The 14,136-nt window shown below is 59.2% G+C and carries 17 protein-coding genes; 10 read left to right on the top strand and 7 right to left on the bottom strand.

From position 1 onward, the window contains the following. From cobA to cbiR, 7 genes are read left to right on the top strand one after another with little or no spacing between them, the layout of a single operon-like run. Nucleotides 1-720 carry a uroporphyrinogen-III C-methyltransferase gene (cobA, locus tag GSUB_RS01450; RefSeq protein ID WP_040198862.1) on the top strand — a complete coding sequence of 240 codons (720 nt, stop codon included), beginning with the start codon at nucleotides 1-3 and terminating at the stop codon, nucleotides 718-720. Beyond that, the gene (locus GSUB_RS01445) at nucleotides 721-1,242 is read left to right on the top strand and encodes a cob(I)yrinic acid a,c-diamide adenosyltransferase (protein ID WP_040198861.1); all 522 of its coding nucleotides are present in this window, start codon (nucleotides 721-723) and stop codon (nucleotides 1,240-1,242) included. 29 nt (nucleotides 1,243-1,271) lie between these two features. Further along, nucleotides 1,272-1,793, top strand: a complete 522-nt coding sequence (locus GSUB_RS01440; RefSeq protein ID WP_040198859.1) for a bifunctional adenosylcobinamide kinase/adenosylcobinamide-phosphate guanylyltransferase — start codon at nucleotides 1,272-1,274, stop codon at nucleotides 1,791-1,793. Then, the gene (gene cobS, locus GSUB_RS01435; protein ID WP_052464347.1) at nucleotides 1,790-2,494 is read left to right on the top strand and encodes an adenosylcobinamide-GDP ribazoletransferase; all 705 of its coding nucleotides are present in this window, start codon (nucleotides 1,790-1,792) and stop codon (nucleotides 2,492-2,494) included. The genes GSUB_RS01440 and cobS overlap by 4 nt, the downstream gene beginning before the upstream one ends. After that, complete coding sequence (locus GSUB_RS01430; RefSeq protein ID WP_040198857.1) at nucleotides 2,495-3,532, top strand: aminotransferase class I/II-fold pyridoxal phosphate-dependent enzyme; 1,038 nt, start codon at nucleotides 2,495-2,497, stop codon at nucleotides 3,530-3,532. After that, on the top strand, nucleotides 3,529-4,503 hold the full coding sequence (gene cbiB, locus GSUB_RS01425) for an adenosylcobinamide-phosphate synthase CbiB (protein ID WP_040198856.1): 975 nt from the start codon (nucleotides 3,529-3,531) through the stop codon (nucleotides 4,501-4,503). Before GSUB_RS01430 ends, cbiB begins: the two co-directional genes overlap by 4 nt. Next, nucleotides 4,494-5,162: a cobamide remodeling phosphodiesterase CbiR gene (gene cbiR, locus GSUB_RS01420; RefSeq protein ID WP_040198854.1), complete on the top strand. Its 669-nt coding sequence runs from the start codon at nucleotides 4,494-4,496 to the stop codon at nucleotides 5,160-5,162. Before cbiB ends, cbiR begins: the two co-directional genes overlap by 10 nt. A 15-nt stretch (nucleotides 5,163-5,177) precedes the next feature. On the opposite strand, the gene cobI is transcribed toward cbiR, so the two are convergent. Then, on the bottom strand, nucleotides 5,178-5,885 hold the full coding sequence (gene cobI / locus GSUB_RS01415) for a precorrin-2 C(20)-methyltransferase (RefSeq protein ID WP_040198853.1): 708 nt from the start codon (nucleotides 5,883-5,885) through the stop codon (nucleotides 5,178-5,180). Nucleotides 5,886-5,961: 76 nt separating this feature from the next. On the opposite strand from cobI, the gene GSUB_RS01410 reads away from it, so the two are divergent. The 3 genes from GSUB_RS01410 (at nucleotide 5,962) to GSUB_RS01400 (ending at nucleotide 9,462) form a co-directional block, all read left to right on the top strand. Then, entirely contained in the window at nucleotides 5,962-7,410 is a 1,449-nt protein-coding gene (locus GSUB_RS01410) for a cobyric acid synthase (RefSeq protein WP_353740398.1), read from the top strand. 100 nt (nucleotides 7,411-7,510) lie between these two features. Beyond that, on the top strand, nucleotides 7,511-8,815 hold the full coding sequence (locus tag GSUB_RS01405; RefSeq protein ID WP_040198852.1) for a cobyrinic acid a,c-diamide synthase CobB: 1,305 nt from the start codon (nucleotides 7,511-7,513) through the stop codon (nucleotides 8,813-8,815). Nucleotides 8,816-8,841: 26 nt separating this feature from the next. Beyond that, the gene (locus GSUB_RS01400; RefSeq protein WP_040198851.1) at nucleotides 8,842-9,462 is read left to right on the top strand and encodes a precorrin-8X methylmutase; all 621 of its coding nucleotides are present in this window, start codon (nucleotides 8,842-8,844) and stop codon (nucleotides 9,460-9,462) included. A 4-nt stretch (nucleotides 9,463-9,466) separates the two neighbouring features. On the opposite strand, the gene cobK is transcribed toward GSUB_RS01400, so the two are convergent. The 6 genes from cobK to cbiD are packed head-to-tail and all read right to left on the bottom strand — an operon-like array spanning nucleotide 9,467 to nucleotide 14,054. Continuing rightward, nucleotides 9,467-10,153, bottom strand: a complete 687-nt coding sequence (cobK, locus tag GSUB_RS01395; RefSeq protein ID WP_040198850.1) for a precorrin-6A reductase — start codon at nucleotides 10,151-10,153, stop codon at nucleotides 9,467-9,469. Beyond that, nucleotides 10,150-10,896 (bottom strand): precorrin-3B C(17)-methyltransferase, encoded by a 747-nt coding sequence (gene cobJ, locus GSUB_RS01390; RefSeq protein WP_040198849.1) that lies wholly within the window; start codon nucleotides 10,894-10,896, stop codon nucleotides 10,150-10,152. The genes cobK and cobJ overlap by 4 nt, the downstream gene beginning before the upstream one ends. Next, the gene (locus tag GSUB_RS01385; protein ID WP_040198847.1) at nucleotides 10,889-11,680 is read right to left on the bottom strand and encodes a cobalamin biosynthesis protein; all 792 of its coding nucleotides are present in this window, start codon (nucleotides 11,678-11,680) and stop codon (nucleotides 10,889-10,891) included. The genes cobJ and GSUB_RS01385 overlap by 8 nt, the downstream gene beginning before the upstream one ends. Then, the gene (gene cobM / locus GSUB_RS01380; RefSeq protein ID WP_084211651.1) at nucleotides 11,664-12,431 is read right to left on the bottom strand and encodes a precorrin-4 C(11)-methyltransferase; all 768 of its coding nucleotides are present in this window, start codon (nucleotides 12,429-12,431) and stop codon (nucleotides 11,664-11,666) included. The genes GSUB_RS01385 and cobM overlap by 17 nt, the downstream gene beginning before the upstream one ends. Continuing rightward, nucleotides 12,418-13,056, bottom strand: coding sequence for a precorrin-6y C5,15-methyltransferase (decarboxylating) subunit CbiE (cbiE, locus tag GSUB_RS17785; protein ID WP_052464344.1), 639 nt, complete (start codon nucleotides 13,054-13,056; stop codon nucleotides 12,418-12,420). The genes cobM and cbiE overlap by 14 nt, the downstream gene beginning before the upstream one ends. Continuing rightward, nucleotides 13,053-14,054: a cobalt-precorrin-5B (C(1))-methyltransferase CbiD gene (cbiD, locus tag GSUB_RS01370; protein ID WP_040198844.1), complete on the bottom strand. Its 1,002-nt coding sequence runs from the start codon at nucleotides 14,052-14,054 to the stop codon at nucleotides 13,053-13,055. The genes cbiE and cbiD overlap by 4 nt, the downstream gene beginning before the upstream one ends. Nucleotides 14,055-14,136: the final 82 nt, after the last annotated feature.

The raw sequence follows: 14,136 nt of genomic DNA, 5'->3' as shown, positions 1-14,136 counted from the left end.
ATGAGCGAACTTATTATCGTCGGCGCTGGTCTGGGCGCGCAATCCATTACCCTCGCGGGGATCGAAGCGATCCGCCGTGCCGAAGTCGTTCTCTACGACCGCCTGATTCATCCCGCCATCCGGGAGCATATCCGCTGTGAAGTCGTGGATGTCGGCAAGCGCCCCTACGACGCCCATTGCCGGACCCAGGCCCAGATCAATGAGTTAATTATCGAGCAACTGCAACGGGGCAAGCGCGTCGTCCGTCTCAAAGGGGGTGACACCTCGGTCTTTGCCCGCACCGTGGAGGAAGTGGAAGCAGGCCGCGCCAGCGGAGCCCGCGTCACCATCATCCCCGGCGTCACCTCGGCCTCATCCCTGGTCGCCCGGGTCCAGAGTGCCCTGACTGATCGCCGCTCTGCGGCAGGAGTGGTCTTCATCACCGGCCACACCAAGGCTGACAATCTGGAAACCAGTTACCGCTGGGACGCGCTGGTAAACCTCGGCTTTACCCTCGTCATCTACATGGGAGTCAGAAACATGCCGGTCATCCGAAATCAGTTGCTCAAACACGGCATGGCGGCCACCACGCCGGTGCTGATCGGCCAGAATCTGGAAACCGAGCAGGAACGGATTTTCTCTACCACCCTGGAGGAGGTCTTGTCCTGTGTCGCCGACCGACAGATCAGCCATCCGGCCACTATCGTCATCGGTGAAGTCGCGATGCTCTCGGAGGTTTAGATGCCTGGCCAGGGTTATGTGCAGATCTACACCGGTAGCGGTAAAGGCAAGACCACGGCCGCGGTAGGGCTGGCGGTGCGCTGCGCCGGAGCCGGAGGAAAAGTCTTCTTTTGTCAGTTTCTGAAAAAGGGGGATTCATCGGAATGGACCGCTCTGCAGCCTCTAAACGATCGCATCATCCATCGTGCTTTCGGTACCGGTAAATTCATACGTAGCGAGCCCTCAGTTGAAGATCGGCAGCTTGCCCGCACCGGCATGGCGGAAGCGATAGAGGCATTGACATCCGGCGACTACGACCTGATCGTGCTGGATGAACTGCTCGGCGCCCTGACCAAAGGATTGGTAACCCGTGAAGACATCGTTGATCTACTGCGTCTGCGCCCACGGCAAACAGAACTGGTGCTGACCGGACGCAACGCCCCAACCGAACTGGTGGAGAAAGCCGACCTGGTGACGGAAATGTGCGAGGTTAAGCACTATTTTCAACAGGGCATCGCCGCGCGAAAGGGAATAGAGAAGTAGCGGCGGAGTCCCCCACAAGGAGCGCAAAGATGTCATACACAACTCTCATCACCGGCGGCGTCGGCAGCGGTAAAACCCATCATGCCCTTAACCTGGCCGCTCCGTCTTCACGCAAGGCGTACATCGCCACCGCGCCGACCAGCCTGGATGCGGAAATGGATCGCAAAATCCGTGTCCATCAGGGGGAGCGGGATGCCTCCTACACCACCCTCGAGGAACAACTGCAGCTTGCCGACGCCTATCAGCGCGCCCTGGATCTTGCCTGCGACACAATTCTTATCGACTGTTTGACTCTCTGGGCAAGCAATCTGATTTTCACCGAAACAGCAGAGGACGAACCTCTGAATAAATTTCTGTCGCGGCTCGCCACCTCGACGCGGCGCACCATCATCGTCACTAACGAAGTGTCCCTGGGGGTGATTCCGGCCGATCCCATGACCCGCCGCTACTGTGCTCTGCTGGCACGAATCAACCGCGGCGTCGCCACACTGGCCGATGAGGTGGTGCTGATGGTCAGCGGCATTGCCGTCCCCGTCAAGGTGCACCGATGAGGGGATTTCTCAGCGCACTGAATTTTCTGACCCTTATCCGCCTGGGCCCCGCCACCTTCGACGGCGCCAGAGCAACCGCCGCATTCGCCTGGGTCGGGCTGTTGATCGGTGCGGGGCTGGCGCTGCTGCACTGGCTAACCCCTGCGACCATTAGCCCCTTGGTCATGGTCCTCTATCTGGTGGTGATCAGTGGCGCCCTGCATCTGGATGGCCTGTGCGACAGTGCCGATGCCCTCTTCTCCCACCGTGACCGAGAAAAAAAACTGGCCATCATGAGGGATGTCCATGCGGGAACCATGGGGGTGGTGGCGATTGTCATCGTGCTCGGGGCCAAGGGGGTGGCTTTTGCCCATATCAACACGATCGCTGTGCTGGTACTGGTTCCGGCGCTGTCCCGCTTCGCCATGGTCGTTGCCATGCAACGTCTGCCCTACGCTCGTCCGGAAGGGCTGGCCAGACCCTTCTTCGCCAGTGAGCGCCCCGGGCTGGTCATCCCTGGCGTGATATTGCTGGCGCTGGCTTTTTTTGCGCTGCCCTTCGGGCTTTTTATCGGCATCCTCGGTGTTTATCTGACGTTTCTAGCCCTCATTCTGTGGTGGTATCGGCGGATGATCGGCGGCGTCACCGGCGACATGCTCGGCGCGCTCTGCGAAGTGTGCGAGGCGGTGTTGTTGCTGGCGGCGGTTGCGCTTGGAGGGTAAATGATCGTACCCCAGGAAAATCATGGTGGAAACATCTACCGGGCCGCGACCATTCTAGGTTGCCGTCCCGACGACATCCGCGATTACAGCTCGAATGTCGCCGACATCCAGCCTGCAGTGCTGGACGGGCTCGACCTTCCGCGTCTCCTCGCCCACCTGCCGGAACCGCATAGCCACACACTGCGGGCGGCCCTGGCTGATCACTACCGGGTAGCTCCGGAAAACATCTGCGTTAGCGCCGGCACCACTGAGGCCATCGAACGGATCTGCGCACTTTTTACCGGCAAGCGGGTCACTATTTTCGCGCCGACCTACGGTGATTATGGACATTACGCCCGGGCCGCGGCCCTTGAGATCGCAACGATTGTCGCGCCCACTCCCGATTATGCTTTTACCTTGGGCGATGCGCGCATCGACAGCGAACTCTGCTTCCTGTGCCACCCCAACAACCCCACCGGCGGAGTCGTGCTGCGCGCTGAGCTTGTCGCGCTTATAGCACGGCATCCCGCCACCCTTTTTGTCGTCGATGAATCCTACCTGCCGTTCCACCTTGAAGAAGAATCACTCACGTTGACGTCGCATCTCAGCGACAATTTGGTGGTGCTGCGCTCCTTCTCCAAAATTCACGGCTTACCGGGACTGCGGCTGGGGTTCACTCTGAGTTGCAATAGAAAATTAACGACGGAACTGGAGCAGCGCTCTTCCCCTTGGAACGTCAACTGTCTAGCCCAGGAACTCGGCCTGCGGTTGATCGACATCGACTGCCGACCGATCGCGCAACGTGTTGCCGCGCAGCGGCGACGGCTGCTCGCTGAGCTTGATAGCTTCCCCTGGCTGCAGGCTCTGCCGTCAACAGTGAATTTCATCCTTTGTCGGTTGCTGGAGCGACGGGCGGCGGAATTGTTCCAGCATTGCCTGTCGCGCCGGGTGCTGATCCGTGACTGCGGCAACTTTGGCGGACTTGTCGGCGAGCACATCCGTTTCAGCATCAAAAACGACATGACCCCGCTGCTGGGCACGTTCCGGGAGCTGTCATGACAGCTTTCATCGCCCTCAACCTGCTGTGCGTGATCGTTGCTTTGCTGCTCGATCATTTCCTCGGCGATCCGCGCACTGGGTGGCACCCCATCTGTCTGCTGGGGCGCCTGAACCGTCGGCTTGAGAATTGGTTATATTCCCTCGGCTTCACCGGCGGCGCTCTACTGACCCTGCTGTCGACGACAGTTGCGGTCAGTTCGACCCTGCTTCTGCTGTGGATGGCGGCGAGTATCCATGTTGTCGTTTATCTTGCCGTCAACACCCTGATCATCTTTTTCTCCGTCAGTGCCCGCTCCATGGTGCAACATGCGTTGGCAGTTCACGCACCTCTGGTTGCCGGTGATCTTGAGGGTGCCCGACAGGCGCTGGCAATGATCGTCAGCCGTGATACGGCGGGGATGGATCAGGAGATGTTGATTCGTTCGACCGTCGAATCGGTGGCGGAAAACTTTACCGATGGCGTGCTGTCACCGAGTATGTACGCCGCCTTCGGTGGTGCGGCCGGAGCGATGCTGTTCAAGGCCGTCAGTACCTTGGATTCGATGATCGGTTACCGCAACGAACGCTACGAGCGGTTCGGCAAATTTGCCGCACGAACGGATGACGTCCTTAACTTTATTCCGGCGCGGCTGTCCCTGGTGCTGATTTCCGTCGCGGCGTTCTGCTGTCGCCTGAACGCTGGCAATGCCTGGCGCGTTGGACGACATTTCCGTCATGCCCACGCCAGCCCCAACTCGGCGCATAGCATGGCCGCTTTTGCCGGCGCCCTCAATACCCGCCTCGGCGGCACAGCGACCTATTTCGGCATCCGCAAGGACAAACCCTATATCGGTAACGGAACCCGGATTAATGAAGCGATGCTGATTACCGGTGCGACTGGACTATTCAGCAGTGCAACCGCCTTGCTGACTCTGTTTGCTGCAGTTTTTTACCTCATCCTGCACATAGCAACGAGATATGCATGCGCATAGCGGCCCCTTCCTTTATCATTCCGGCAGAGCGTCTGGATAACGTGCAATATTTGCGCGGTCTGGTGGAGGAAATCGAGCTGCTCTATTTCTGCAGCCGGCAGCCGCAAGACTTGCCCGACGAGCACGAAGTCGTCCAGCTGGCGCTGGAGCCGATGCGCTACAATGTTCATCTCCCTTACGACCGTGATGGAACACTCACTGCGACATGGCCGATGCTGCAAAAATTCGTCGATTCCCTGTGCCCGCTGAAGGCACAGACACATACGCTTCACCTGCAGCCACAGCGCGATTTTTTTTGTCAGTTGGAGGCTTTTGCCGGCACAAATAAAGGGATCATCAGTGTCGAAAACGGCGGGGATAATGCCCATCTGTTTGACGAAGCAGCGGCATTGCCCGTCGATTTTTGTGTCGATGTCGGGCACATGATTCATTTTCGGCGCGATGTGGAAGCCGTTCTGACCAGGCACCAGGAACGGATCATCCTGCTTCATTTGCACGGCAGCGACGGCCGGCGCGATCACCGTAGTCTCAAGTGGATCGATCCCGGCCTGCTGCGTACCGTCAAACAGTTTGCTCTGGAAAGAGAGCTGACAATCTGTCTGGAGATTTTTCAGGAAGAGGCGCTGCGCGAATCAATCGGCCTGTTGCGCGACCTCTGATGGAGAAAAAGGTCGTCAACTTTCTTTCGGCTTCCCTTGCACAATGGCGGTCGACAGATAACCGGCGGATTCCGGCGGAAGCTGGGTCAACAGATCATACACCTGTTCATCCGCAAGAGTCACCCGCTGGAACAACCAGGCCTGTGCCAGATCGGCCTGGCGCACAAACTCGCACAGGGCGGGGAGTCGTTTATGCACCTTCATCAGAACAACCGAGGTGAAACGCTCCAACAGGGAAGATAGCTCCGCCATTGATTCAGGCATTTCGATCACGCAGAATGAGCCGTCCTTTTCACACAGCGGCAGGCTCTGGGCGTTGGCGGCCGCCGAAAAGGCCGAAATTCCCGGCACCATCTCCGTGACAATCCCGCGCTCCAGCAGCTTTTCACGTAGATAGTTGAAGGTGCTGTAAACCGGTGTGTCGCCAATGGTCACGTAGCAGATACGCTTTCCGTCGTTGGCCCAGACAGCCATGTCAGCGGCCAGTGCGCTGTAACGGGAATCCAGATCAACCTTGTTGCCGGTCATGGGAAAGTGATACATGTGGATTTTTTCGGCGGGAACGTAGTGGGCGACGATGTCGGCGGCGATACTGCGCCCGGTCACATCGGACTGGGGCACCACCACTACCTCGGCCCGTTCCATGGCGCGTACCGCCTTGATGGTGACCAATTCCGGGTCACCGGGACCCAGTCCGATACCGCAGATCATTTTTGATGTCATTATATGGCACCTCATGCAAATAGGAGTGAAAAAGGTTTTGCAGAATACCCCAAACAGAGTCAAAGTGCCATCCATCATGTTCCAGGGCACCGGTTCCGGCGTGGGCAAGAGTTTGATCACCGCCGGGTTCTGCCGTCTGCTGCATCAACGCGGGGTGCGGGTTGCGCCTTTCAAATCCCAGAACATGGCTCTCAACGCAGGCGTGACCGCTCATGGTCTGGAAATGGGCCGCGCCCAGATTCTGCAGGCTGAAGCAGCGGGCCTGGCTCCCGATGTGCGTATGAACCCGATTCTTCTGAAGCCACAGGGACAATCCTGTTCCCAACTGGTGCGCATGGGACGTGTGGTGGGAGCATACAGCGCCCGCGAATACTATAGCCTTTCCCGCGAAAATCTCGCTATCGCAAGCGCCGCCTACGACTCCCTGTGCAGCGAATACGACTTCATCGTTCTGGAAGGGGCGGGCAGTCCAGCGGAAATCAACCTGCAAGGCACCGATATCGTCAACATGCGTATGGCACAATACGCTGGGTCGCGGGTGTTCGTGGTGGGAGACATCGACCGGGGCGGTGTTTTTGCCTGGCTTAAGGGCACCTACGACCTGGTACCCGACAAAACCAGAACCCTCATTGCCGGCTTTATCATCAATAAATTCCGGGGTGATGTCAGCCTGCTGCAGCCGGGTATCGAGATGTTTGCCGACCTGGTGCCGGTGCCGGTGCACGGAGTTCTCCCCTGGCTGCGTCTGAGCCTGGAGGAGGAGGATTCTCAGGATCTGGCTTCAGATTTCAGCAAAGTGAATGCCCGATTGCGCGTTGGCGTCGTACGCCTGCCCCACATCAGCAACTTCTCCGACTTCACCCCGTTAAAAGCGATGGAAGAAGTTCGTCTTGCCTATCTTCACAACCCCGCAGAACTTTCAGATTGCGATTTGGTCATCCTGCCCGGCAGCAAGCACAGCCTCCACGATCTGAAATTCCTCCACCACTCCGGTTTTGCCGCCGCTCTGCACGAGCTGACAGGACGCATCCCCATCATGGGTATCTGCGGCGGCTTACAGATGCTGGGGGAACGACTGGAAGACCCCCATGGCGTGGAGGGGGAGCCGGGGACGGCCCAGGGACTGGGACTACTGCCTTTGACCACGACCATGGCGCAGGAGAAAACCCTGCACAAGGGAAACTGGGCGGGCGTGGGCCGCTGGGAAGGGCAAAATCTCAGCGGTTACGAAATGCACGTGGGGCGTTCCTGTGTCGGCAGCGGCGTGGAACAGCTCAGTACCAATGGCCTGTGCCTGTGGGATGGTCGTAGGCGCATTTTCGGAACCTACCTGCACGGACTCTTTGACAGTGCTGCCAATCTGCAGGCTCTGTCCGATCTGTTGCAACTGTCCCTGCCTGTCGTGGATTATCGGGGTGAAAAAGAGCGTCAACTGGATCTTCTGGCCAAAACCCTGGAAGAACACTGCGACATCGACGCCATGCTGGAGGGGCTGCTGTTAGATTCGGCTACTATCCCTTTCTGATCCATATCAGCGCCAAACGGCTACTCTTTGTCGGCGGCGGACAAATGGCGCGACGACTGCGGAAATACATTGGCGATCTCCTGCACAAAGGGGACTTATCATGAAAGGTGTGTTGATCGCCGCCGAGCGCAGTGGCTCCGGCAAAACCACCATCACCACCGGTATTGCCCGCGCCCTGAGTCGTCAGGGTCGGAAGGTGGCACCCTTCAAGTGCGGTCCCGATTACATCGACAGCCGCCATTTGGCCCGAGCCGCCGGTAACCCGGTGGAAAATCTGGATTCCGTCATGCTTGACAAAACGACTCTGCGTCAGATCTTCGCGCAGGGCTGCCAAGGTCGTGACCTGGCTCTGGTAGAAGGAGTGATGGGCCTTTTTGACGGCATTGAGCCGCGCCGTTTCGGTGGCAGCTCCTATGATGTGGCGGTGCAACTGGGGCTTCCCGTGGTAGTAGTACTGAACGCCGCCTCCTGCTCCTACACCATCGCCGCTCTGCTGCGGGGGTTACAGAGCCTCTGCCGGTCGACACCTTTGGTGGGAGTGATCGTCAATCAACTGGCGTCAAGCAACCACGAACGGCTGATCCGCAGCGCTCTGGAGCAGCACACTGATATTCCGGTGCTCGGCAGTGTGCCCCGCCAGACCAATCCCCTGGCACCCAGCCGCCACCTGGGTATCACCACGGCAGCGGAAATGGAAGAAAACTACTTCGATGCTTGCGCTGATTTGGTGCAGCAGCATGTCAACCTGGACGCGCTGAGTGCCATCGACCTGACCAGTGAGCTCCAGTGGCAGGAGCAAGGCATCCCGAAAACCACGCGCATCTGTGCCGTAGCTCGCGACCATGCCTTTAATTTTTACTACGAGGCCAATTTGCGGGAGATAGAGCGCCGAGGTTACGCCTTGCGTTTCTTTTCGCCCCTGGCGGGGGAAACCGTGCCCGAGGCCGATTTCATCTACATCGGTGGCGGCTATCCCGAACTGTACGCCGAAACCCTGTCCACCCGTCAGGAGCTGCACCAATGGTTGCTCCAACACAGTGCCGCCAGCCGTCCCCTGCTGGCCGAATGCGGCGGCATGATGCTGCTGACAAAAGGCATTGTTGACGGTGAAGGCCGACACCACCCCATGACCGGTATCTTTGCTGCCCGCTGCCGCATGACCGGCAAACGGCAGGCCCTGGGCTATGTGCAGGTGCAGGAGCCGATCTCCCTGACAGGGCTGGTAGGGCACGAATTTCGTTACTCCACTCTGGAGGACGTCAATGAACCCTACGTCTTTACGCTGGAGAAAGTGACCAATGGAGCGCGCAGCCGGGACGGCTTCATCAAGAGCAAGACCCTGGCGGGCTATGTCCACTTTCATTTCAGCTCCCAGCCCTCGCTGCTGGATTGGTTGCTGAAGTGAGAAAGAACATATCGAAGGAGAATTTTATGAACAAAGGCCTGCAGATAGAACAGGACAGCTTCGCCATCATTAACGCCGGTGCCGACCTCAGCCGCTTCAGCGAAGATGAGCAGATCATCGCCCGCAAGCTCATCCACACCACGGGAGACATGGAGTTCGCCGAGCTGACCTGTATTCTGCCCGGTGCCGTTGCCGCAGGTGTGGCGGCCCTGCGTCGTGGTGTACCCATCATCTGTGATGTGGAAATGGTGCGAGTCGGGATTACCAGCCGCTACCTGCAACAATACGGCAATCAGGTGCACTGCTTTATCAGCGAACCGGACGTGCTGACCCGCGCCAGTGCCGAAAATCTCACCCGGGCCGAAACCGCCATGCTCTACGCCGCCGAACGTTACCCCGAAGCCATCTATGCCATCGGCAACGCCCCCACTGCCCTGCTGAAACTGTTGGAACTCACCGCCGCCGGAAGAATGCACCCCGCCTTCGTCGCCGGACTGCCCGTAGGCTTCGTCAAAGCCGAAGAATCCAAGAATCTGCTGCGCCAAACCACCATTCCGCACGTCACCAACCGTGGTCCCAAGGGGGGTAGCCCCTGCGCCGCCACGGTGATCAACGGGCTGCTGGTGGTGCTTGGGCAAGGGAGATGACTGGCTACCCGATCACCACCAGCTCTATCCCCAACTCCCGGCATGCCTCCCGCTTCTCCTCAAAGCCACTCCCCTCTCCGCTGTTCTTGGTCACCATGCAGTCGATGCGGTACTCGCGACAAAGTGCCGCGTTGAATGCCGTGGAAAACGGCCCTTGCAGAGCGATGATGCGGGAGCGGTCAAATCCGGCAGCCACGCATTTAGCGATGGAATCTTCAAAGGGGAGAACACGGGCGTAGCTTCGCTTGGCAAGGGGCGCGAAGCGTTCGATGCTATTGCTGCCGGTGGTGAAGAGAATGCCCTGATGGGGAGAATTTTGCAGGTAGGCGGAGGCTTCATCCGCGCCAGCGCAGATCACGATTCCCGGCTCTGCTTCGAGTTCCGCGACAGGCCGCACCCAGCTTTCGTAGGTGATTGCACACTCTTCGGCAACCTGTTGGGCGATGGCGCTGATTTCTCTGGCGTGCGGATGGGTGGTGTCGATAATGCGGGTAATGGCTCGTTCGGCGATAAAGTGCGCCAGACTCTCCGGATTGAAGCGCGTGTGGATGACCCGTCCTGGATAACGGGCGGCGAACTCCTGCAGACCATAATCGGTGGCGACACTGATGAGCAGGAGCCGCTCACCCGCTTCCTCAAGTTCAGTCATCACCTGATGGGTCGTGGAAGTGCCGCCCAATACGAGGATCATGGACGCGCCCCGTATTTGGCAGTGTAGCCGCGCGGCGTGACCAGTTTGCCGTTTTTGAGGATGGTGCGGGTGTTGCCGACCATGAGGAGGGTACTCATGTCGATGTTTTCCAGATCAAGCTGACTCAAATAGCCGGTCCAGATGCTTTCTCCCTCCCGGTAGCAGTGGCGCACGAAGCCGCAGGCAAGGTCACCGCGCTCCGCCATGAAGCGCTGCACCGTATAGGCGAGCTGGGTGGTGCGTTTGGTGCTGCGCGGGTTGTAGATGGCGCAGACGAAATCGCCGCTATTGACCGCCTCGATGCGCTTTTGGATCAGTTCCCAGGGGGTGAGCAGGTCAGACATGGAGATGATCGCCAGATCGTCGGCGACGGGAGCGCCGAGACGAGCCGAGGCGGCCAGGGCGGCGGTGATGCCGGGGATAACTTCAATAGCATCGGTATCGCCGGCCAACTCGAAAACCAGCGAGGCCAGGGAGTACAGCGAAGCGTCACCGCCACAGACAAGGGCAACGCGCTGCCCCTGCTCCATGGCTGCCAGGGCTTTCTCCACCCGTTCCTTCTCACCGGTCATGCCGTTGCTGAAGACCTGGGCCGTTGTGGGAATCAAATGTTCTATCTGTTCCAGATAGGGTTTATATCCACAGACATAATCGGCACCGGCGATGGCGTGACCAGCGGCGGGGGCCATGAAGTCCTCCGTTCCGGGGCCGGTTCCGACCACAAAGAGAATTCCATCAGGCATGGATAAGTCCTTCCTGAGCGATGGCGATGGTGACGGAGTCGATAACAGTGCGGGGCAACAGCAGACGCGGGTCGACGGCTGCCAGCAGGGCCGAGGGTTCGGCCACGCCGGGAATCCCCAAATGGCGCATAGGGCCGTCGTAAGCCGTGAAATTATACAGCGGATTCTCATAGGCGCTGCGGGGGAGAAAACGCAGATAAAGCCCTAGCTCTTCGACTGCGGCAATAAGCCCTAGCTCATCCTTCTTGACCCAGGCCGAGGCCACCAGCCGCAGCCGAACAGGAGTAATGCCCGCCTGTTCGCAGCCGCTACGGATGGCGTGAAGAATGGCCCCTTTGGAGGTGCCACGACGACAGCCGATACCCAGCACATGGCAGCGGTTGGCCTCGGTGGCGGTGGTGATAACGGGGGTTGCGCCGGTGATCGACGCCACGGCGTGGGCCAGCTGATTGGCCCCCCCTTCGTGGCCGGAAACAGTGCTGATGGCGAAACGCCCCACCTCGTCACAGGTAACTACGGCGGGGTCTTGGTATTTAGACTGCAGGTGCGGGGCGATCATGCGGGTGACGATCCCCTGGGCCATGACCGCGACAATACCACGCTTGCTGCCGTCCATCAGTCGAGCGAACTGGTCAGCGAGGGAATCGTAGGGGGTGGCGTCATATTCCGTAGCCATACTGCCTGACAGATGGAGACTGCCGCCCAGCTCGGCGCTGATTCCGGCCGCCAGACGTGCTCCGGCCCCGGTCACAGCGATGACCGCAAGATCAGGGGCGGGTGCCATGGCTGAACTCCCGGTCATACAGTTTTGAGTAGGCGCCGATGGCTCCCAGAGGCTTACCAACGATCACCACAGCGTGCTTGTTGACGCCACTGTCTGTAATCTGCCCGGCCATGTCCGCCAGGGTGCCACGCCTGATCAGTTCATCGGGCCAGCTGGCACGATAAACCATCGCCACGGGGGTTTGCGGGCTCCATCCCTGCTCGAAAAACTGCCGGGCAATGTCGCTGAAACGGTCCACCGAAAGGTAGAAACAGAAGGTGCCGCCATGGGAGGCCAAACGCGCCACCTCTTCATCCTCGGGCACAGGAGTGCGACCGGCAATACGGCTGATAACCAGGGTCTGGGACTGCTCCGGCGCGGTCAGCTCGGTGCGCAGGGCGGCTGCCGCCGCAAACACCGCCGTGACACCGGGGATAACGCAGTAGGCAATGCCGTGCTTGTCCAGCTCGGCCATCTGCTCCTGAATGGCGCCGTAAATAGAGGGGTCACCGGTATGCAGGCGCGCCACGCTGTGACCCCGGCCGATCGCCTCCACCATGACGGCGATAATCTGCTCCAGATTCATGGAGGCGGAGCTGTAGATATCGGCACCGGCAGCACAGTGATCGAGAATTTCCGGGGCCACCAGACTGCCGGCGTAGATGACCGTCCGGCAGCGCTTGATCGCATTGATCCCCTTCAGAGTGATCAGCTCCGGATCGCCGGGACCGGCGCCGATGAAATAAACGCAAGATCTTTCACTGTTCTCCATCAATATGATTTTCCTTCTCTTTTTTTATTCCCACCACACAACTCAGGGGATCTTCAGGAATGACGGTTTCCCTGGTCACGGGGACGATCATTTCATTGTCAAGGCTGAGGTTGCTCATGGACCACAGGTCAAAGTACTCAAGCAGTCGGGGGTAGCGCTCCAGAATAGCGCGGGGGTTGTGGCTACCGTCACAGAGAACCAAAAAGCGCTCGCTTGCCATGATGGCCGGAATGTTCAACACCGCTTCTCGTCCATGGACGGAAAAGAAACGGGCCTCCTGCCAGGGTTCGGCGATGGCAGCAAAGGCGGCCTGCACCACGCTGACACCGGGGATGACGGTAACCGACTTGCGCCCAAAGGCTGCAACGATAGCCCGGCTGAGGCTGTAGAACCCGGCATCGCCGCTGACCAGAACACCGATGAGTTTATCCGGATGACTGCGGATATACTCGATCGTCCCGCTGATTAGCGGCTCCGGCGAATAGCAGGGAACCGTGAGCCCCTGGGTCAGGCGTGGCGCGCCGACGGCCAGGTCGATTGTTTCCAGCGCCCGACGGGCGCGCGCTGTCAGCAAGCCGGGGCTGCCGGGCCCCATGGAGATTATGGAGATGCGGGGCTGATTCACAGATCACCTGAATTTGTTGGGGGATAACTTGCCAAAAGCACTCCCTGCATATCAAACAGCAACACTTCTACCCGAGCAAAACCGTAGTCAGCCTGCACCCGTTCAGCAATGCGCACCGCCACCAGGATAAAAGCCGCCGGATAACTCTGACAAATTTCCTCGACGGTGTTGAAGGTCTCGATCAGTCCCAGAGTACCGGCGACAAAATCCTGGGCCTGTGGGGAGGCATTGGAATGGGTGTTATAGCAGCCCATGGCCAGCTTGGCCAGCTTACCGGGATGCCCGGCGATGGTCAGTTTTTCAACTTGTCGCTGCCGCAGATAAGCCAGAGCTTCGTCAAAAGCGTTGCTTACCAGAATGGCCTGCGTTTCAGGGCGCAGCGCCTGCAGATACTTTTCACCGATCTTGCCGGGTACCAGGGTGATGGGATGGCCTTCGGCCAGTTGCACGTCAATTTCACAACGGATGGTGTCTACCAGCGCCTGAACGCTCATGGGTTCGACGATTCCTGTGGTCCCGATGATAGATATCCCCCCTTCGATGCCCAGGCGCGCATTGAAGGTCCGCTCCGCAAGCCGCTTGCCGTCAGGCACAGAGACGGTCACGACAGCGCCGCGATCTGGACCGATCTCCGTCCGCACGTTGGTTTCGATCATGGCGCGGGGAACCGGATTGATGGCGGCCTGCCCAACGGAAACCTGCAAACCTGGGCGCGTGACCACGCCGACCCCTTCGCCACCGACGATATGGATGCCAGTGTCGTCCTCACTCAGCGCCACCCGCGCCCAAACCGCTGCGCCGTGAGTGACATCGGGATCGTCACCGGCGTCCTTGGTCACCATGGCGCCATGAAGTCCGCAGACAACGGGAATACCCAGCGTCTTTCCGTCAGGGAGCATGACGTCGACATAATCGCCGTTCAACTGATGAGTCATGAACCGGGCATGGGCTTTGGCGGCCGCAGCCGCCGCTGTTCCGGTCGTAAATCCTTTTCGCATGGGAAATGATGGTCTGATGAAAGGGGGCGACTGTCAAGCTTTTTGCATTGTGACTGTCACCAGCAAGTAAACTGTCCGGACT

The organism is Geoalkalibacter subterraneus, from assembly GCF_000827125.1.
GTDB classification, from domain to species: Bacteria; Desulfobacterota; Desulfuromonadia; order Desulfuromonadales; family Geoalkalibacteraceae; genus Geoalkalibacter_A; species Geoalkalibacter_A subterraneus.
The sequence above is the reverse complement of the archived record's forward strand: the minus strand, read 5'-3'. Positions and strand labels throughout refer to the sequence as shown.